The sequence below is a fragment of the uncultured Bacteroides sp. genome, from assembly GCF_910585845.1.
Classification (GTDB): Bacteria; Bacteroidota; Bacteroidia; order Bacteroidales; family Bacteroidaceae; genus Bacteroides.
In genome coordinates, this window is sequence record NZ_CAJUHF010000005.1 from 1 (window position 1) to 20969 (window position 20969).

The 20969-nt window shown below is 54.8% G+C and carries 16 protein-coding genes; 1 reads left to right on the forward strand and 15 read right to left on the reverse strand.

What is annotated here, in order from left to right; translation table 11 throughout:
• Nucleotides 1-68: 68 nt before the first annotated feature.
• Genes QZ323_RS02430 through QZ323_RS02500 form a run of 15 tightly spaced genes read right to left on the reverse strand, consistent with a single transcriptional unit; the run spans nt 69 to nt 20291 of the window.
• A complete protein-coding gene (locus QZ323_RS02430) occupies nt 69-6626 on the reverse strand; it encodes a hypothetical protein (protein WP_294632500.1) in 6558 nt (2185 codons plus the stop codon).
• Nucleotides 6627-6651: 25 nt separating this feature from the next.
• Nucleotides 6652-6840, reverse strand: a complete 189-nt coding sequence (locus tag QZ323_RS02435; RefSeq protein WP_288839693.1) for an MFS transporter — start codon at nt 6838-6840, stop codon at nt 6652-6654.
• Between the two features lie 2 nt (nt 6841-6842).
• The gene (locus QZ323_RS02440; RefSeq protein WP_288839694.1) at nt 6843-7556 is read right to left on the reverse strand and encodes a hypothetical protein; all 714 of its coding nucleotides are present in this window, start codon (nt 7554-7556) and stop codon (nt 6843-6845) included.
• A gap of 4 nt (nt 7557-7560) precedes the next feature.
• Nucleotides 7561-7866 carry a TerB family tellurite resistance protein gene (locus QZ323_RS02445; protein ID WP_294632501.1) on the reverse strand — a complete coding sequence of 102 codons (306 nt, stop codon included), beginning with the start codon at nt 7864-7866 and terminating at the stop codon, nt 7561-7563.
• Nucleotides 7867-7882: 16 nt separating this feature from the next.
• Nucleotides 7883-11671 carry a hypothetical protein gene (locus QZ323_RS02450; RefSeq protein ID WP_288839696.1) on the reverse strand — a complete coding sequence of 1263 codons (3789 nt, stop codon included), beginning with the start codon at nt 11669-11671 and terminating at the stop codon, nt 7883-7885.
• Between the two features lie 21 nt (nt 11672-11692).
• A complete protein-coding gene (locus tag QZ323_RS02455) occupies nt 11693-12157 on the reverse strand; it encodes a hypothetical protein (protein WP_288839698.1) in 465 nt (154 codons plus the stop codon).
• 1 nt (nt 12158) lies between these two features.
• Entirely contained in the window at nt 12159-15806 is a 3648-nt protein-coding gene (locus tag QZ323_RS02460; RefSeq protein WP_288839700.1) for a viral A-type inclusion protein, read from the reverse strand.
• Nucleotides 15803-16009 carry a hypothetical protein gene (locus tag QZ323_RS02465; RefSeq protein WP_278528769.1) on the reverse strand — a complete coding sequence of 69 codons (207 nt, stop codon included), beginning with the start codon at nt 16007-16009 and terminating at the stop codon, nt 15803-15805. The genes QZ323_RS02460 and QZ323_RS02465 overlap by 4 nt, the downstream gene beginning before the upstream one ends.
• A gap of 38 nt (nt 16010-16047) precedes the next feature.
• Entirely contained in the window at nt 16048-16536 is a 489-nt protein-coding gene (locus tag QZ323_RS02470; protein WP_278528771.1) for a hypothetical protein, read from the reverse strand.
• A gap of 11 nt (nt 16537-16547) precedes the next feature.
• Nucleotides 16548-17030 carry a hypothetical protein gene (locus QZ323_RS02475; RefSeq protein WP_278528772.1) on the reverse strand — a complete coding sequence of 161 codons (483 nt, stop codon included), beginning with the start codon at nt 17028-17030 and terminating at the stop codon, nt 16548-16550.
• On the reverse strand, nt 17027-17353 hold the full coding sequence (locus QZ323_RS02480; protein ID WP_294632505.1) for a hypothetical protein: 327 nt from the start codon (nt 17351-17353) through the stop codon (nt 17027-17029). Before QZ323_RS02480 ends, QZ323_RS02475 begins: the two co-directional genes overlap by 4 nt.
• On the reverse strand, nt 17319-17795 hold the full coding sequence (locus tag QZ323_RS02485; RefSeq protein ID WP_294632506.1) for a hypothetical protein: 477 nt from the start codon (nt 17793-17795) through the stop codon (nt 17319-17321). The genes QZ323_RS02480 and QZ323_RS02485 overlap by 35 nt, the downstream gene beginning before the upstream one ends.
• Before the next feature lie 14 nt (nt 17796-17809).
• Nucleotides 17810-18274, reverse strand: a complete 465-nt coding sequence (locus tag QZ323_RS02490) for an N-acetylmuramoyl-L-alanine amidase (protein WP_288871482.1) — start codon at nt 18272-18274, stop codon at nt 17810-17812.
• Nucleotides 18275-18279: 5 nt separating this feature from the next.
• Complete coding sequence (locus QZ323_RS02495; RefSeq protein WP_196212488.1) at nt 18280-19320, reverse strand: hypothetical protein; 1041 nt, start codon at nt 19318-19320, stop codon at nt 18280-18282.
• Between the two features lie 35 nt (nt 19321-19355).
• Entirely contained in the window at nt 19356-20291 is a 936-nt protein-coding gene (locus tag QZ323_RS02500; protein WP_288871483.1) for an HK97 family phage prohead protease, read from the reverse strand.
• 206 nt (nt 20292-20497) lie between these two features.
• Here QZ323_RS02500 and QZ323_RS02505 point away from each other — a divergent pair, with 206 nt between their 5' ends.
• On the forward strand, nt 20498-20962 hold the full coding sequence (locus QZ323_RS02505; protein ID WP_005798268.1) for a terminase: 465 nt from the start codon (nt 20498-20500) through the stop codon (nt 20960-20962).
• The last annotated feature ends 7 nt before the right edge of the window (nt 20963-20969 follow it).

The following is a 20969-nucleotide window of genomic DNA, read 5'->3' on the forward strand; positions in this document are numbered from 1 at the left end:
ATTCGGAAACCATCCGAATCCCGTTCTTTCGTTTTAGTCGCTTCGCTCCACGCTTTGGCGCTTTGCGCTTACGCCACCTCGCGTATCGCCTTATACGCTGCCACGCTTTGCGCCCGGACGATTTTGCCGCGGAAGGCCAGACGCGAGCCGACATTCGCATACGTGTACGAAGCATCGTCATACGCATTCGCATACGATACACCGCCATACGCGTACGCATTGTTGCACCCGCGATAGACCACACGGACTGTGGCGGTGCTTATCCAGTACATGTCGGTATAGTAAGTAGAAGATGATCCGTTCAAATTACCTACCGGAACCAGGTCCATATACTTGCCATGCGCCACGCCTGTAATCCACTGACCGCTGTCCTTCTTGCCCTGTACCATACGGATACTGCCGTCAGGCATCCAAATGCGCCATTTGCCCTGGTTGCCGCTGTCATTCGGCAGGTCCACGCCGTCCATCATGTCATACTTGTTGCCGTAGATGTCCTCGTAGCCCAGGCAGCAGATATTGTTTACCTGCACCACAGTCTCCTGTCCGTATTCGTCCCGGCTCTTATACCAGGCATACTGGTGAACCAGGCCGTCAATCAGCGAATTCGTGATTTTGTTGTTGATGGCATACGCTTCATCATAGCCGATGGTGTCTGTCATCCCGTGTTCTGCCGTCCCGCCTGTTGTTCGGTTGTTGGTATGCTGTCCGGAACCGCACTGTTCCTGCATGTCCTTGCGCCCATACCGTGCATAGCTCAGGTTCGCGATGCGGCTGTGCATCAGCGCATCTATCTGCTGCATACCCCGCTGCTGGCTGTAATAGTGGAAGTCCGTCCAGGTCATGCTTGCCGTGGTCGAAGCTCCGGTTATACAGGCACGCAGCTTACTGCCCACCACCGAACTGCCCACAACGGCACACAGATGTTCCTCATTGGCCACCCAATCCGGTTCCATGTCCTCTATCTTGTCGCTGTTGCTCAGCACCACCCAGTCAAACTCTGCCGTGTTCAGGATGGAGAAATGCAGGGCCGTTGCACGTTCCGGAACATCCGCTATCAGATACATGCCGGCTTCAAATTTCAAGCCGATGGTCGGCACCACAATACTCTTCAGGATGTTTCCCTCCGCATCAGCAAACACACTGCCGATAAGCCCCGTGCCGGGAACACTCGGGAAGCGCACGCGCCTGTAGCCGGATACATCCACCTTACATACCGAATAGGCCTTGTCAGTCGTATAGGATTCCATCAGTGTAGGCTTTCCGCTCATAATCTTGCGTTCACCCAGCCAGCCGCCCTGTGTCTCCTTGATGGCATCCAGTGTCAGTATCGTCGCGTCCGGAACCGGGGGCATTTCGTCCGCCGGATAACTGCTGTAGCAGGCGTACTTCTTGTTGTTCAGATAGTCGTTGATGCCTTTGCTCCAGTAAAACGGCTCATACATCATCCAGTCACCCTCGCTGCCGTCCAGCTTCGCCACCGTGCAATCGTTCATATCCTCCGCATCGGCATAGAAGTTCGAGCTTTCGTCATGCAGGGGGAAATAGGTTATTTCCCCGTCCGGGTTGTTCACTTCCACCTGCTGCCCGGCCATTTCCACCTTCCGGCTCGTGGGCATCTTGGTCACCTTGGCCAATACGCGGTGGCGCTTGGACAGGATGGCATTCACATGCCCGCTCATTTTGTACGTATTGCCGAATTTGTACCCCGTCTTGTTGTCCAGGTTCGAAACATTGGCATCATCGGCCACGCTGTCGTCAAACTCAATCATCGTATAGGGCGGCTGCTTGATGGTCAGTTCCGGATAACGGGCGGCATACTTCTCCAATTCCTCATCAGCCAGATACTTCGTCAGGGTCAGCTTGCCCCTCAGTCCCGAATGCCGGTCATCCACGGCCCCCGTCTGCGTATACGTTCCGTAGTCAAAATACTTCTTCAGCAGGCTCCCGTCGTCTTCCCGGTCTATCTCCAGCACAAAGCGCTCCAGCTTGCCGCTGCCGTTCAGTTTGGCCTGGTGCAGGCGTTCCAGCATGGCAAACCCGTCGATGCCGGGGCAGTTGGTATAGCGGTAGCCCCGCACGTTGTTGATGCCTTCCAGCACCAGGCCGCTGTCCTGCAGTTTGGTCAGATACTCCAGGAACAGTTCCTCAATCGTGTCCGGCAGGCATAACTGCACAACGGGCGCACCGGTGGCCAGTTTCACTCGGGTCAGCCCCGTACCTCTCACATCCAGTTTCTTCAGACGCCCCTGCCAGCTCAGGTCCAGGGTGGCCACATTGCCGTTGTCTCCGTTTCGGGCCAGCTGGTTGTTCCGCATGTTCACCTCTTCCAGCAGCAGCATCCCGTTGGTCGAAGCCATGAACGAGCCGTTCCGGTACCCGCTGGCTTTCTCCACGCTCATGTCGAGTTTTACCAACGAGGTCAGCAGACCGAAGTTAAACCCGATGGCGAACGCATCCTCATGCCACACCAGCTCCTTGATTTTGGCCGCACCCACAATCTTCAGCGGGTCGTTCTCACCGAAGGCACGGGTCAGCTGCAGGGAGTGGAGCACGTCCGCATCCACCACACCGCTATCAGCCTGTACGCCGTTGCTGGTGGACAATTGCACACGGTACGGGATGGTCAGTCGGTACTGCATCGGTTTCAGTTTATAAGCCTTATCCAGCGATGCCGTACTCTGGTAGAACTGGGCACCCAGCGTAGATACATAGCCGTACTCCACCTGCTTCAGGTCGTACCGGCGCTGAATGAAATAGTTCCGGTGCGCTTTCAGCGAACCCTTCAGACCGTAGATCTGCGGATAGGTCTGTTTCGCACCGTCCGCACCCACCGGCATTTCGTTCAGGAACGGATACACGTACTTGAATATGCCGGACTTGTTATAGAGGCGCGAGCACCACTTCTTCATCTGCTCGGTATCGAAGTGGTCAATGGCTTTCTGGATACTGAAGGCACTCATGAAGCTGGTTCCGCCGTTCACGCCCTTGGTCATTACTTCTTCCAGCAGATTGCCCATATTGCCCAGTATCAGGTTCCACAGCCAGCTGTTGTGCCCCTGCATCACGTAGGCACCGTCGCGTTTCGTCTGCCGGTTGTCGTCATACTTACCGGTCAGGAACGACTTGTTGTCCGAACCCAGCTGGCAGTCCCCGTCGTAATAGGTTATCCACCACATCACACCGTCCCACGTCCGCACCAGCATGTTTTTTGCCAGCTGGTCCACGCCCAGGTTGAACTGCACATACAAGTAGTAGGCAGCCAGGTTGGGCAGGTTGAAATACTTCCTGGCTTCCTTCCTGAAGGTCGGGCTTGCCCATTTCGCGGTCGGGAACCTGTTGCCGTCATCCTCATAGTCCACCCCGTCAAACGTGTGCGACTCCCTGTTATAGGTCAGATTCTTGCCGGCAGGCGTTTCCTTCACGCATCTGTACAGGAAGCCCATCATGCGGTCCAGGGCCTTGTACATCTTGTCATATTTGTCACCGGTGCCCAAGTGTTCCTTGATGTTCGGTTCTTCTTCGGCATCGCCACCGCCGTCGTTCCAGAACACATCTTTCGGGTGGTTGAACTCGAAACCGCCGTCAAAGTTGAAATCCATGAAGTCCGTATGGTCGGGCTCCGTGGACGGCAGCCAGCGGAACAGGCACAGGTCATTCGAGTTGTTCAGCGTCTCGATGCAGATGGGCAGGTATTCCTTCGGCTGGTCGCCGTTCGCCTGCAGGTAGTTCAGGGTGTCACCGGTTCCCCATTGCTCGCCGCCGATAGTCTTGTCCTGGCCGAATATCGGATAGGAGTCGGACTTCTCGTTGTTCATGTTGTATTGGCCGTAATAGGTCAGGTCCTCGTCCACACTCTTGGCCACAAACAGGTCACAGGGCAAGCCGTCAATGGCCGAGCGTATATCTTCCTTGCACGTATCTGCATGGTCGGCGGCATACTGTTGGGCCGGGGTCAGGATTCCCATTTCCTTCATGCCGTCATGAATGAACTTCGCACCGCCCGTGTTGGTCGTCATGGAGGAGTCGGAAAAGTCACACTTCGCACAGGCAAGTTTCGCACCCACCGAGTTGTCCCGCAGCCGGAACAGGTTCTTCTTGCCCTCCGTTGCTGTCGGGGTGCTCTGCTGCCCGTTGCCGTCTATCTCGCCGTAGCTCATCCGTGCCGTATATCCGCTGGCTGTTTTCTGGAAGTAGAAGCGCAGGTTCTTGCGGGCATAGTTCACCGAACTGGTACCCTGGATGCGCAGATAAATGTCACGGGCTATCCAGTCCAGCGCCCGGTTCTCACCGTTGTAGAATCTCACTTCCCGGCACAGCTTGTTGGCCTTCTTGTTGTTCAGCTGGGCCAGCGCATCCATCACGTTCAGCGTGTCGCTCTCGCTCGGCACCTCACTGCCCACGCTACCCGTACCTATCAGTACCAGAATCGAGTTCCGGCGCTTCTTCATCAGTCCCATCAGCTTCTCCATGCTCACCGTGTCCCCCTCGTTCAGCACGCGGTTGTCCTCATCCAGCGAGCGCACGCCCGGTTCCCCGTCGGCATCCTCCAGGTGGTTGCGGTCCACGATGTAGTTGTTCAGCACCTCGTCCGAGGTCAGCGCCTTGTTGTAGATGCGCACGCTCTTCACGTTCAGGTCCGCACCCGTTGACTTGAACTCCAGCTGGCTCTGGATGTTGAAGTTCACCTTGTCCAGCCATTTGGAAGCTGCCGATTCTTCACCGTTCACATAGAAGCCGATCAGCGTGCGCTGTTCGTTCGTCTGCACGTTCGGGTAGAACACGTAGGTAATGCGGATGTTCGTGCCCGGCTGGAACTTCGTACCCACCGAGTCCTCATAGCGCAGCACCTGTCCGGCATCCATCGCCTCGGTCACCACGCCGGTCAGGAACTTGGCCTCTTCCGGGGTCACAATCAGCCCGTACCGGTTGCCGTTGTCCAGCTGCCCCAGGCAGGTTATCAGCTCGGCATTCGTGTCCGTCACGTTGGCCGTGCTGTATTCTATCTCCAGCGTCATGCCCACGTCACGGATGGCAAAGCCCTCGGGTTTGTCCGCCTCGTTGAAGGGGCGGTACCCACCGTCAGCGGTCAGGGTCATGCCTGCACCACCGGCCAGCAGCAGACGGTCCTTGTGCCAGCCGCTTCCAGCCCCGTATTCGTTCACGCTCCACAGCACGTCCCGGAACTCCATGCGCTTGTCACCGCTCACCCAGCTGGCCGGGTTGTTTTCCGTGTTGCTGCGCCCGAAGGCATCAAACGTACACACCGCATCCGGGGCCAGCGTAGCTTCAATGTCGGGGTGCGATGTCGTGTTCACCTGCAACTCAAGCACGGCATCACCGCACGACACGCGGTAGTCCAGCGGTTCCACATTCACGTTCGTCCGCCCGTAGCTGCCGGTCTCGCCGCGCTGCAGCAGGTCTTCCTTCACCACACTGCCCTGATTGGTCACTTTCACGCGGGCCGTGTACGCATCGCGGTCATAGCCGGCATACGTAAAGCTCCATGCCGTGAACTGCTCTGCCTCCAGCACCGGGTGTCTCCAGTCACGCTGGAATCCCGCAGCCCGGTGACTGAACATCATGCCCGCATAGGCCGTCACACCTCCACCTGCCTTCAGCAGCGTAATGTAATGCACCTGGCTCACCACACCGGAGTTCTCATGCTGTGCGTAGGCTTCCACCACGTTCGTACCTTCCTGCATCTGCGTCAGCGGGATGGTCACGTTCTTCTGCTGCACCCCGCTGCCGGCCGAAAGACCGAGGGTAAAAGCCTGTCCGCCGTTCACACGGTAGTAGATGTTCTTCTCGCCGCTCGTACCCTTGGCCGTAAAGGGGATGTTCACATCGTTCCGGTATCCGCCGTCGGCCAGCCCGTTGCCCACCGAGTAGGTGGTCTCCAGCGTCATGGCCACCATGGTCACCTTGGCCGTGGCTGTCTTCATCAGCGTGCCGCCCTGGTAGGTAGCCTGCGCCTCCACCTGCACGGTATAGGCGGTGGCATCCTTCAGGTAGGGCGATGCGTCAAAGGTGTAGCTCTGTCCGGCTGTCACACCCACAAACTCCGCATCCTGGAACTCACTGATCACGGTCGAACCGCGCTTCACAATCACGCGGGCTTTCAGGTCGCTGTAGCCGTCCACCGTACCGCCACCGGCAGTACCCACGCCCACGGAGTATTTCACCACAAAGCCGCTTCCCAGTGCCAGGTACTGCTGGGAGGGAAGTCCCGCTCCGCCGCTGTCCGTCAGGTCAATGTTCACCACCACCTTGTCGTCGTCGGTGTACTTGGAAAAGCGCACTTCCTTCGAACTCTCGCCGCCCTGGTTGTCCTTCTGCTTCACGGTCATCACGTACTGGGTGCCGTCCTCGCTGTCCTGCACATCCACGTCCGTCACCGTACCCACCATTGCATCGAACACCGTTCCGGATGTAGGGGGTTTCGTCTCGCCGCCCACCAGTTCCTCGGTAGGAGTACGGTTTGACAATTCCTTCTTCAGAAACGCTTCGACATCGTCCCCGGCATAGGCATGATAGGTGCCGTCCGGCTGTTTCTGGTTCCATGGTGTTTCAAGATTCATCGGATGTTCAGTCGCGTTGATGATTCCGCTTATTTTCCTTTTTGCCATAATACTGTCCTTTTATAATAATCATTCATTTATCAGTTTTACTGCTACCGTTCCATGCGTCCGACCCGTTCCACGGCTCGTCGCCTTTCCAGTATCCAAGTCCGAAACAGCTGCTGATTGCGGACCATACCAGCCTTGCACCGGCATAGAGAGCCGACAGGGCACGTTTTCCCACATACGCAGCCGTTATTTCCTTACCGCCTATGGTTATCATCGTCACTCCTCCTCATAAATCAGATACAGCGTATTCGCATCCTTGTCCGGCAGTGCCTCGTAAGCTTCCCCGCTCATCACCTCATGCCGGTAGGCCAGAAGTTTCAGAGCGCCTCCCGTGCCGGTATATACGGCATCGCCCAGCAGGTAAAGCTTGTCCGGCAGGATGGCTGTCCGGTCCGCATTCATGAACATGCCGGCAGGAGGCACTCCCGCCACGTCCCAGTCCCCGTACAGGGTGGAATCCATGTGGTAGGCGAACTTCCCGGCACCGGCCACATACACCACGTTGCCGCCCGGTTTGGTACTCTTGTCAGGCAAGACATTGCCTGTTTCCATCCATGATGCAAAGCGTACAGTAGCCCCGCCGACGGCTGCTGCCGTAGTCTGTTCCACCTTGGCTGCGGCATTTTCTGCCTTCCCTGCCGCTTCGTTGGCCTTAGTGGTCGCTTCCGTGGCGGCCTGGGTCTTTTCCTCCAGTCCGGCTACGGCTCCTTCCGCTTTCTTGGCGGCAGCCTCGGCACGGGCGGCGGCATCGCTCGCAGGTTTCCCAATCAGTTCCAGGGGTACGTTCACCATCTTGCCGTCCTTCTCCCCTGGCAGTGATTTCACACCGCCCAGCGAGGTGACAATCTCCAGATCCTCCACACCGGTAGAAGATTGGAGTACACGGTCCAGCACTTCCTGGACCAGTTCTTCCTGTGTCATTTCTGCCATAAGCCTATCCCTCTATCAGTTTTACAACTTGTGAATAGCACCCCGGGGTAAGCCCGGAAACCGCTTCCTTTATCAATACCGCGTCTTCCGCCGTTATATCAATTTCCCCGTCGGCATCCATTATCTGTATGCACAGGCGGTATGCCCGTAATTTCTTGTCGGCATCCGTCTGCTGGTTGCCACTCGGGCGGATCCCCGTCCCGTTGAACAGGCATTGCGCTACAATACGGCCGACAATTTGCATCTCGCCATTGATCTGCAACGGCAGGCCGTCAAAATCATTGAAACTGTCATAAAAATTCACTTTCATATCTCAACCGAATTTGTTATATGTGTGTCATGCCCACTACAATGCCATTAACCACCTCAAGATTGTAGTTCGTGGACATGCCGAATTCACCTTTTATAATCCATCTAAAATTTCCGCTCACCCCTTTCCTGTATGTGTAAGTACCGTCACTGCCAAGCGTCCATCCCGTGCCGTAATTGTTCGAAAGCATATCATTACTGTACACAGCACCGTTCACATGGACGCCGCCGTCAAAATATCCGGCATAGGTGTTGGCACTTATCGGATAGGTCAGCCCATCCGATTTGCTGGAGGCATAGATGGCGGCACCGCCCATATTGGAACCGACGGCCTTCACCCCGAACCGCCCCTGGGTGGCAGCGTTGAAAGCCACATCCACGATGCCTTCCATATCTGACTGCGACACGCCGAGTTTCAGGCTGCGCGAATCATTGCCGAAATAGTCACCGGCTTTCCAGTACAACCGCCCGTCGTCAAGTGTAAAGCCACCGATCTTCCCGTCATCGGCATATATGGTTCCGTAAACCTTGGCATTCCGGGTTTCGATGCTTCCATCCTTGAGTATTTTGAAATATCCGTTGGCGGTGACCGACCCCTCCAGTATAATCTCGTCACCGGTAAGCTTTATCTTGCCGACGCTCCCACCGTCCGCCCCGGTCCCTTCCACGCTCACACCGATAAGGGCCACCTTGCCGGTGCTGTCCTGCGCGTACAAGCCGGAGCCCTCCGGCCTGATCACCAGCCCGGTCTCTTTCAGCGCCTCACCGTCCTTGTCAAACACCGCCGCTGAAATCTTCACCAGCCGGTCGCTCTGTTCGAACAGTGTACGGTACTTATAGGCCAGTGCGTCCGCCTTGTTGGTGGAGAATACCAGCAGCGAAATGTAAATCACGCCCGTAAACGACAGCTTGAAGTCGCCCGTTCCGTTCCATAGCCCGTCCAGCGTAAACATCTTCTCACCGCCCACGGGCAGGTCTTCTTCATGGCCGAACATGTTGAAGTTTTCAAACCCGGTCTTGTCAGCACCCACAAATTCGATTTTCAACCGTCCGGCCTTGATGACCCGGTAGCTGAAGGACAGATACACCACGCCGGGCACCCGTTCGCCCTGGCTGTTCGTCTGCCGGTACTCCGGCACCAGACGGAAGTCCTCCAGTTTCTGCATGATGTAATTGTTCCGGATATAGGCATAAGGCACCTTGCCGTCGGTCCGTATCTCGGCATGCCCGTCCGGCTTCGTACCGTAAGGACCGCCGTTCGCCCAGATCCAGCGTCCGCCCAGTGTGAACAGCGTAGCCTTGCTGCCCGTCTTCCATTTGTCCATGCCGTCGGCAAAACTGCTGTTGTCCAGATAGCTCTGGTCTTCGCGTATTTCCTTGCGCAAACTTTCCACGGCCGAATGGATTTTGCCTTCGGTTATCTCAAAGCGTGTCAATATGTCCTCGCCCGTCATCAGCACAAACGTACCCTTCAGCCACACGTTGTCGGCATACAGGCCGTTTCCTTTCGGCTGGTTGTCTGCCGGGAAAGCGCTGCTCTTGATGCCGTCCAGCTTGCCCAGCCGGCAGCGCAGGCAACCGTTGAAGTTCTTGGCCTTCACCCCGTCCAGGATGTCGATACGGGGCTGCCCGTCCTCCGTGGCAGCAATGGATATAAGGTTCTGCCGGAGCGGGTTTTCCGTGTTGCCCATCAGCACGCATTCATCGCCAGCCTCCGGCTTCACCCCGCCAAACTCGCTTACCGGGACCAGCACACCACCGGCTATCACCGAGACCACCTCCACCCAGTAGGCTTTGAGCTTCGTTCCGCCTGTAACCGCACAGCGCATCAGGTCATGGGCCACAAAGCCCGTTTCCTGTTCAAACACGATGCGGTAGTTGTCGCCCTGTTTCACCACGTCCTTGATCTTGCCGTTGGCTGCCGACACCACCAGCTGGCCGCACACGCTGCGCACCTGCTCGATCAGCAGTTCCAGCGCCACCAGGCTTTGCCGGGCAGTCACTTTGTCCACCGTCAGGTTCGTCAGTCCCGTCAGCTGGTCAATCCACAGCTGCCAGCCCTCACCGGTCAGTCCGTCCACAAACTCCGTGCTGCGCAGCAGTTCGCGGATCACGGCAGTCAGATACTCGGCATTGCCCTCACCGTCCACGCTGCCGCAGGGCTTGCCGCCGGCAGCCTCGCCAAAGCTCACACCTTTCAGGAAGCGGATGGGCTCTTTGGCCGTGTCCGGCTGGTTCTTGTTCAGAAACTCTTTCTGGCTGCGCCGCGCGGAAAACAGGTTGTTGTCCGTGGGCAGCGTCTTGTCCCAGCTTCGTATGATGTCCGGAAGGGCAGCGCCTTCCGTCTTTGATTTCGTATAGCTTTTCAGCGCACCGATGCTGTCCGTCACCTTGTCGAACTTGCCCACCTGCAGCGCATCGCTTATCTCGATGTCCATCTGCCCGGGTTCGTTCACCTTGCGGCTGATTTTGGTGATACGGCTCTGCCGGTAGCCTTTTTCCGGGAAATACTTCCGGCTCTCCAGCTTCACCCGTCTGCCCACAAACAGGTCGATGCCGTGCTCCTCCATGTACACCGGGTCTGTCGGAGCTTTGTAGGCGGCAATATCCAGCCAGTGGTCCCGGTTGTACTCCTCAACCGCTGCCGCAAATTCCTCCTCGGCCAGCCGGTAATACTCATCCGGCATCCGGATGTTCCACAGAATATAGGTATCGCCTGCTCGGGGCACCAGCTTGCCGCCCGGCAGCTGGGTGTCGTCATCGTAGGGCCAGATGGTAATCAGTTCAAATTCCCTTGCCGCACTGTCGTAGTTCACCTCAAAGTAGTGGTCATCGCTTTCTCCCAGCCCGGCCAGGTCGCCCGTCTGGAACGACACACGTTTGGTCTCGCCGGCCAGCTCGTACAGGTTGGGGTCAAAGTTCAGTCCCCCGTCCCGGAAGTAATAGACGGTGAATTTCTTCCCTTCATCGTCCGTCACCTCCTCGCTGCGTACCGAACTCACCGTACCCACCCGGTGGGGATAAATGTCACTGAAGGCATCCTGCTCGTAATGGTCATAGATGCCGTATTCCTCCACACCCTGCTCGATGTATTTCTTGCCGCCGGGGAGCATCAATCTCGGGCTGCCGTATTTCTCCGCATCGATGTTGCGGGTCGAACCTACCGGGAACAGGCGGGTGTAGAACTTGGCCGTGTTGCCGGTGTCTCTTTCCAGCGAGGTCAGCCCCTTGCCGTAGCCAAGGGTGATTTCTTCCCCGTGCTCGCAGCGGCACACGTTCACCGTCTGCCCCTCAATCCACCATTCCACCTTGCCGCCGGCTTTTTCGGCAATGGCTTTCAGCGCCTCGTCGCAGTACATCCCCTCGTAGTCTATCGTGATCAGCTCCGTACCTTCCACCGTACCCACCTTCCAGTCGGTCGTGTGGCCCATGCCGTCATTGATGTCTTTCACCACCATCGCCACATGCTCGCGGGGCGTGGCTGTCAGGGTGAACAGGGGGTTCGTGTCCCCGTCCGTCGTCTCCAGCACCAGGAACCGCTTGATCAGGCTCTCCACGCCGTACAGCTTCAGGTCATAGTCCCACTCGCCCTCGTTCACCTGCTGCGGCGTGTAGCGTTCCGTCAGCCAGTACCGTTCGCCCAGATAGTCCGTGTAGTCGTTCACGTCCAGGGGCAGAAAATCATAGTAGCTGAACGACAAGGAAAGCACATTGTCTCCCTGTACCTCCTTGCTTTGCGTCGAGCTGTCGTTCACGGCCACATCCGCACGCTTGTTCCCGGCTTTGTCATATATCGTTAGAAGCATATTCTAATAGCGTTTGAATGGTTATATAATCGGTTTCGGTTCCCGGAACTTTACCCGGAACTTTCCGGCATGCACGCCTTCCGTCCACAGATAGGTCAGCGGGGTGAACTTCGTACAGTCGGCATACTTCACCCGCAGTTGCAGGTCCAGCTGGGGGAAACGGATCTCCAGCCAGCCGTCCTTTCCCTGCTTCAGGAAATTCACAAAGGCAAAGTACTGCTTCATCCAGCCTGCCTGGGTCTTGTTGTACAGCGCAAAGTGTAGCGTCACGTCCCGCGCCTCGTTCTTGGGATTAAGAACTGCCGAGTATTTCTCCCCATCCTCTTCCCGTATGTCCACGGCGGTATCCTTCTTGGCCTTGCTCGGGGTCAGAATGGCCGTCAGGTTCTCCATGCTCCCGCGCCGGTCTTCCACCAGGAACACGCCGTATTCCGTCCAGATGTCCGTGCCGTTCACCAGCACCAGTCCGCTCAGTATATTGCCCATATCACTTCACTTTTAGTCCGTCACGTATCATTTTCTTTATCACTTCCTTCAGCTCGCCCAGGTGTCCGGCGCTCACACCGGTGTTCTCGGCTATCCGGGCCAGATGGCCTTCGGCCGTGTCCATCTTCTCCACCACGCTTTCCAGCTGTTTGTCCATGCTGCTCCAGTGCTGCAGCCCGCTGGTGAACATGCCCTCCAGCTTCGTCCCCTGGTCCTGCGTCATGGCCGTAAAGCCGCCCGCTTTCGCACTCTGGCTGGTGCCGCCGGCTTCGGTCTTGTCGTAGCCCGTGGCTGCCGCCAGGTTGTCACGCAGGGCAAGGGCTTCGTCCACATACTGCATGTACTCTTCGGTCAGCGCGTTCCGTTCCGCCTCGATCAGTTCGTTGTCCTCCATCGCCTTGCCGAACTTCTCCCACCAGCCTTTCAGTTTTTCGCTGTACATCTCACCGATCTTGTTACTCAGCATCGCCCGCATGAAGTACTCGGATATATCCTCCGCCGCATCCTTGGCACCGTACTTCATGTTCATCAGGTTGTCGATGAAGCTGCTGTACATACCGTCGAATGAAATGCCCGTCAGCCCTTCATACAGCTGGTCGGTCAGTTCCTCCAGCTTGCCGGCCTGGTCTATGTAGTCATCCAGTTTCTCGGTCAGTCGCCCGCCATAGCCGCCCTTACCGGTATTCTGTATCTGCGTCCACATGTCCACGTTGCTGCGCAGCGCCTTCATCTCCTCCGGGCTCAGGCTCCACAGGTTCCCGTCCCACTGGCGGCCAATCTGTCCGCTCAGTTTGTCTATCTGTGCTTGGTTGAAACCGCCCCAGTAGTAGTTCCAGCTGTGGTGACTACCGCTGTAGCGTGCCTGTTCCTGCGCTATCTGCAGATAGTTTGCATTCGTCTCTTTCTGGTATTTGTAAGCATCCCGGTAAGCTTCCACCGATTTTGTCCCCTTGCTTGCCTTGATGGTATCGGTCAGGTCTTCGATGGAAGTCTGCAGTTTCTCGTTCCGGTCTGTAAGACGGTCAATAGCAGCCTGCACTTCCTTGGCGTTTCCGCCGATGCCAAACAGTTTGTTGAAACCTCCGAAAGACACCGTGTTCAGCAGTCCTCCGAGACCTTTCACAAGGGAACCGCCTATCTGTTTGAACAGGTCTCCGCTGAGGATATTGTCGAGTATTCCGGTTATCGCATTGAAAATGGTGTCTATCAATGATGAGATAATCGGGCCGATACCGTCTTTCAGCAAATCCAGTATGGAGAGAATGGCCGATATAATCTGCCCGATGACTCCGGCACTTGACAGGGTCTCGGACATCTGACTGATGGCATCACCGACCTTGCCTCCGATATTCAGTTTTGAAAGACCGGTAAGCATGTTCTGGATTCCTTCAAATGATCCCTGCAAGGTTCCGCTTGCAAAACCGTGCAACCCGTCGGATACCATGTTCAACCCGTCAACCGTGTCCTGGGAGGCACTTTTCACCTCCCCGGCAAGCGCCTTCATTTCAGAGATAGCGTTCAGGTATTCTTCGTCAGCTGAAACGCTGGACGATTGGGCCATTTGAAGAGCGATTTTGGTACGTTCTATTTCTGCCTGGTTACCACTTTCAAGAGCCTTGTTGTAATCGGTCTGCGCCGCTTTTAACCGGGCGAATGCCGCTTCCTGCTGCAGTTCCGCATTTTGCACGCGTGTTACGGCATCCCCCAAAGCGTGCATCTGCGTTTGCAGCCGGGCAAAATCCAATGTACCGTTGCCACCGGGGAGCATGCTTTGAATACGTTCAATGGCATCGTAAACGACCTGCTGGTCTGCGGCTCCCGTTTTTTTGAACTCATCCGTCTTGACATATTGTTTAAGTTCGCCAAGCAGGTTCTTCATCTGGTCTGCAAGCAGACCGGTCAAATCCCCGAACGCTGCTCCCCAGTCTATCTTCTGGGTAAGGGCTTCCATGTCCACTTTGTGCACAGCCGCATCACGCTGCTTCTCCAAAGTCAGCCTTTCGCCCTGGGACTGTGCCTTGCGGATTTTATCGGCATATTCTTCAGCGATGGCCAGTTTCTGCTGCTGGAAGGTCCCGTATTCCTTCAGATAGTCACGCATGGCTTCCGCCTCTTCCCTGTACACGTCCGCCTCCGCTTTTTTCCGGGACGCGGTGTTTGAGGCACGGGCTTTTTCAAGTTCATCCTGTTGCTCCCGGGTAAGTCCGTTATCTCCGGTGGAAAGACCGGCTTCCTTGTTCTCACGCTTCCAGTCGGCTTCCTGCCGGTTAATTTCTTCTTTTCTCGCGTTATAGTCATATTCGATTTGTGCCAGTTTCTTCTCGGTACCGGCTTGCATGCGGTCTATCTCTTCCTTCCGGTTCTCGGCCTGCAGGGCGGCAAGATCCTTCGCCAGCCTGCGCTCTGTGGCCAGCCGTTGCTTGGCTTCCGCTTCCGGATTCTTCCCGGACTGCTTAGGGTCGGTATGCCCACCGATATTTCCTTTTTTGGCTGCTTCTGCGGCTTTTTTTACCTCTTCCTCCGCTTTTTTCAGATAACCGTCTCGTTTGTTTTCGGCATTTTTCAACAGTATGTCATAAGCTTCTTGATCATGTTTCTTAATGGCAGCCTGTGCGTCATAGAACTGCCCGGATTCTGCCATGTTGGACTGTATGATATATTGTCCCCATTTCCCGAAAAAGCCCATGGCGCTTTCCGCCTCTTCCGGTTTCTGCGCCTTGATTTTATTCACCTCTTCATCGGCTTCTGCAGCTTTTTTTACAAGGTTCTGGACATTGGCCTGGTGCAGCAGAACCTGTACATAGTCCTCGCTCTTTTGGATAAGGGTATCATACCATTCAGAAAGTGTTTTATAATACCCGAAAGATTCCCCGTACTTGCGGTTCAGTTCCTCCACCTTGGTCTTTTCCTGTTCCTTGCTTCCGGTGAAGTTCTTTATTTCATTGATAACCGATTTCAGCTCAAAGCGGGTACGCACCATCTGGGCACGGCCGTCCTTCTCTATCTCGGTCATTTCCTTCAGCGAGATGTTGAATTCATCGACGCCTTTTTTAGCACTGAACAAGTTTTTTGTCCAATCCCAGATTTCGTCACCATACATTACCAGCAGCATGATGCCGGTGGTCATGGCTGTCTGCCAGGAAAAAAGTGAGGAAAGAACCTGCTTCCATACCGGTGTGCCTTTCTTGCCAGACTTCTGCAGTTCATCGTATTCCTTGCGGGCACGGGCCAGTTCGTCCGTAAAAATCGGCAGATTGTTGGATATAGCCAGGAAGAACATCTGCGGCCCCATGGCCAAGGAAGGCATTTCACGAGCCATCTGCTGGATGCTGTTGTGCAGCCCGTTGAACTGGCGCTGTGCATTGGGTACATCTGCAGGGGTGACCTGTACAGATTCTGATTCCTCCTGCAGCAGTTTCAACTGGCTTCGCAATTCCTCAAGCTGCTTCTCCAGTGCATGGATCTGCGCGATATTGGCGCTCTGGTCTATATTAGGCGCAGCTGTTTCCCCGGCAAGGCGCAGCCTCTCCAGTTCAGCCTCCAGCAGCCTGACGGTATTACGCAATTCCAGTGCCTCACGCTCGGCTTTATTCATGCCGGGCGTAAGTTTGTCCTTCATCAAAAATTCAACTTCTACCGGTTTACTCATTCCAATTTACTTTGAAAAAATCCTACTATATCGTTCGCTTCATCCTCGGCGCTGCGTCCCGTATTGGAATCATTATTTCCGCTGCCTCCCTTCTGCCGAACATACCGCGGAGCGTCGCTCAGCATCAGTAGCAGCGTCTGCCAGTTCACACCGTCCAGAATGTAGTCCACACTCCAGCCCGTTGCGCTCGCCACCTGCCACACGAAGCCGAAAGGGCTATGGGAACCTTCATAACGGGTTCTTAACTCCCCTTTCTTGCCTGGCTCAGTCTCGGACTCATCGGGTTCGCCCGCGCCGCCGAGCTGATAATACGCATAAAATCCTTCGTGCCCATCAGCCGCTCAAACGTCCGGAACAGCGCCATCAGATACTTCCACTCCACAAAGTTCCGAAGCACCCACGCCGTCACCCCGATGCCCACATGCCGCGACACATAGCCACGACACACCGTATAGGCCAGCAGACGGCTCACAGCCTTGCCATGTTCCGCTACAAAGCTTAGTTCCTCGGTCTTGTCCTTCGGCTGCCAGCCAGGTTCAACACCCATCTTCAGGTATTCCCTCGCCAGCAGAATCTGCCCGCGCAGTCTCGGACGCTTCATCGTCACACGCACCTCCAACGGACGTTTCAGCCATGGGAGCTTCCACCTTTTAAGAGGTACGGACACGCCGCTGTCCAGCAGCGCATCCGCACACTCCATTTCTATCAGTTGTTCCAATCGGTTGTCCATCGCCACCCATTTTAGCCCGCAGAATCGGCAATCTTATACGGAGCACCGCCTTCCGTTGGCTTGTTGATCTTCAGCTGGCATTCTACCTTCGACACTTCTGTCAGCGTCAGCTTGCCGCCCAGGTTGGCCAGAATCACACCGTTGGGTATCGTCATCGTCTGACCGCTCACAAACTTGATTTCCCACTTGCCCGAAAGCTGAATCAGTTCCTCCGGAGCCTCCCACGAGGTGGGGGTTTCGTCATTCGGGCTCAGCTTGCCGCCAAGCACCGCCTTCAGGTTCTTGTAGTCCAGCTGAATCAGGTTAAACGTGGGGCTCACCGTGCCGTTCTTCTGCAGCAGGGTCAGTACCGGGGCATCCGGCACCTGTTCTGCCTCAATGTCCACGCTCTCCGGCTTCTGGCCGCCCCAGTCCCAGCTGCCTTTCTCAATGTAGCCCACAAGCGCTTCGCCAAACTTCACGCTGGCTATGCCATAAATAAAATTCTTGTTCATCGTTTATAAAATTTGATGGTTAATAACACACCGGCCAATAAGCCGGCCAATACACCTGTGATAAACGTCCGCATCCGGTTCGGAGGGCGTTTTTCTTCCATTTGAACGTCATTCGAAGTTTCACTCTGGGTCTCGCTCCGAATGCGTGTCAGCTCTTCTTCATACCACAGCACCAGCTGCTGCAGGCTGTCACACGAAGCTTCGGCCACAAGGTTACCGCTACCGTCAGTCCCTACAGTCAGATTGGCCTGACCGCTCTTGCCGCGATACGCCGCACCTTCAGGTAGCTTACGGAGGCTGTCCACCGGTATTGTCAGCTTCAACGCACTCGCCGGTATCCCCGCCATCACCAGTCCCGCCCGTCGGCTTCCGCTCGCGCTGTCGGCGCTTGCCGATTCCGTCCGGACTTCCCGATTCATGCTCTTTCGGTGACTCGCGCAACCTGTCAAGCACAGGGCAATCGTCACGATGAGGACAGTTACCGGCTGTATCAATGGCTTTTCTAAGACGGGCCATCTCGCGCGTATTGCGGGCCAGTTCTTTCTTTGTTTCACAGAATTCATCTTTTAGAGGTTTTACAATATTTTCCATCAAAATGCGGGTGGCATGTTCGGCATTATCTATGCGCATAGCCTCTGCGCCGGCCTCGGCCTTCATCGCTTCCGCTTTCGCTTTTCTCACAGTAGCCCGCAAGGAGCCAATGGTCGCCACCGTACCAACCAGGCCGCCGCCAAGGATAATGTTCATAAATTCGCTCAAGTCCATACCACCCGGTTTTATTATTGATTAATACCTATTTCTTTCAACCATTCCTGCACATCGAAACTCGGACAGGCTTTCACTGCCAGTTCATTGTGTCCAACAATGCGTACATCAGGAAATTTCCGGTGGAAATCCTTCACATACTTCTCCAGTGCCTTCTTCTGGCAGCCGGTGCGGGTATCTTTCGGGGTCTTACCATCTTTTTCCACGCCTCCGACATACACGATGTGACGGCTTACACCGTTATATCCCTTGGCTCCGTTGGTCACTTCCCAATGGTTCACCTGTGCATCCTCATTGTTTTCTACCAGACGTTCCACGCCTCCATTCAGGTGGAACAGGTCAGTATAACCAACCTGTTTCCATCCTCTTCCTCCCTGGACAACCGGAGAAGTATGCCATTTGCGGATGTCCGCCGATGATACCTCACGCCCCTCCGGAGTTGCCGTACAATGAATTACCAAATACTTCAACTTTCCCATAATCATCATGCTTGATAGCCGCTCATCATTACCACTCCGGCATCCTCTTTCTTGGGCATACAGATGAAGTAATGGCGGAAGTTAATCAGATTACGCTGATTCAACGGATCGTTCTTTGACTCGGAATAATACATCTTGGTAGAACCGGTTGCCTTGAAAACCCGCTGTTTGTAGAAGGCAAACGAACACGGAAATTCACCGGCTTCTGCCGTTGTACCCAATGCCTTTTTCACTCCGGCTGTAGTATAAAGCGGGTTGTTGCCGTACTCGTAGATTTCAAAGCCGTAAAGGTTACCTACCTTGCCGCTGTTGCGGTCAATATTGTACTGTTCACGGAATGCCTGGCTGGTCAGCAGAAGGTCATTCACATGGTCGGGACAAAGCACCAGTCTTCGACCGTCTGACGGTACGCGTAAGTTGTCAAGGGCACGCTTCATTTCTACAAGGTCATTCACGGTAAGGCGCAGACGGTTTGTAGCCGGATCTTTCTCGCCGGTAGTCTTAAGCACCGGAGTAGTTTCCGTATTTTTGTTCGCACAAAGCGCATGGGCTGCCTTGGTGAACTTCGCATCATTGATGCTGTTGGCATGTCCCTCTTTCACACGGGCGGTCTTGTCATAACTGATTGCATAAAGCTCATCGTCTGTAATCGGCGTGGCCTTGGTCTGGAATTTGTCCAACTTGATGGCAATATCCTTGTCCTCCAATGCCTGCACATCAATCGGATAGGTTTTGTTGTTAATCAAGACATCCGGATCTACACCAACTTCTACCAGATGAATCACATCGTTGTTCACGATACTGCTTTGGTCGGGGATTCCCGCCAGCCAGGTTCCTTCCAGTCCGGCACGAAGCACCTTGACAAGTTCCCCTGTCCAGATTTCCGTATAAACCCCTTCACGGAGTATTGAAGCACTCTGCGGGGTCATTCCCATAAAGGCTGCCACCGCATTCATTCCCACAGCTCCGGCCACCGGAGAGAATCCCAATACCGAAGCACACACGACACCTGTCAGCGTATTGAACAGAAGTGCCGTCAAAAGCATTACAATTTTTCCCATTTTCTTCATTTTAAAGGTTTTCAAATTTCACAGGTCATGCCGTATTCAGCCTTGTACAGGCGCTTGTACTCCTCCGGGTTATGCTCGCGCATTTCAAGCAGCGCATCACTTGGGACATCGCTCAGTTTGGCATAGGTGGACGGCTGTGCCTGCTGCTTGCCGCCTTGATAGCTCAATACAGTGGAAATCTTCACCTGGGGCTGCATGGCATCAAGCACATTCTTCAGTTCATCGACACCGACCTTCTTGCCAAGTTCGATAAACTGTGTCTTCTTGTCTTCTCCCAAACGTTTTTCCACCACTGCCTTTTCCACAAGACCGGTAATACGGGCCAAAGTCAGCTTCCCGTTTTCTTGCTTCAGGGAATCATTCTCTGCCTTAGCTGCTTTAAGTTCATTTAAGGCTTGATTAACATCAGCATCCGTTGCCGTTTCCGGCAGCCCCAATTGAAGGGCTAAAAGTTTCAGTTCCATTTCTTCTGTTGTTTTTTGGTTATTAATTAGTGGCAAAGGACAATCACCATCCTTTCCCAATGTGATTTGCTTCCCATCCTTCATCAGTACGATGGCATCATCATTGGAACCTACGTCCACCAGTGATACCTCATACAGTTTGCTTTTGGTTATTGTCGGGCTGGTCTGCCCTTGCAGCAAATGTTCGGGCTGGTCACTCAGTTCCAGAATATCTATTCCGGCACTCACCATTCTCAGGCTGCCGAATTCAAACTGTTTCTTGCATCTTTTACTGAGGTCGGTCGCTTCGTCAAACACCAGTTCCCCGGTTACCTCACCATCCTCTACCCGAAGGTCCTTCACATAGCCAATCACGTTCCCGCGTTGGTGCATGTACAGCAGTACCGGATTTCGGCAATACTGCTCCACACTCATGCCCGATGTCAGCACACGGCTTCCGTAGCTGTTCAGGCTGTCGTTTGAAATTCTTACACGTTTACTCATTTTCTCATGCCACGCCTTTATGCATTGGCGCTGCAATATTACAGAGCACTTACCGGGAAGCCAAAAAAGTGTGCAATGGTTGCACACTTCTATGAAACCGTTGCACATTATTTTGGCTGCAAGCTGATAAGCGGACAACTTTGCGAATAAATCGGGCAGGTGCAAGGAACTCCAAAGCCTGCCTTTAACCCTATATTCTTTATTATATGACAAAGGCAGAAATCGAAAAGAAAAAATCTCTTGCACGCTCACTGTTCCTTTCCGGTATGGAGCAGACCGAAATTGCGGAGAAAGTGGACGTGTCACGCGTCACCATTTCAAAATGGTGCACGGCTGACGGATGGAAAGAAGCAAGGGCGGCAAAGAACGTCACCCGTCCGGAACTGGTGAACAAACTCCTGCTCACTATTGATACACTCATTACTCAAGTCAACGAATCAAACGACCCTGCACTTGTAGCCGGTCTCGGGGACAAACTGGCCAAACTTTCGGCGGTGATCGAAAAGTTAGACAAGAAGGCTAATGTAGTGGATGTCATCGAAGTGTTCATGGCATTCTCCAAATGGATTGAATACCGTTCAACCATCGACCCGGAAGTGACTCCGGAACTGGTCAGGGCAATCAACAAGTACCAGGATCTGTATATCACCGAACAGATGGGCATAAAATAAAACGGCC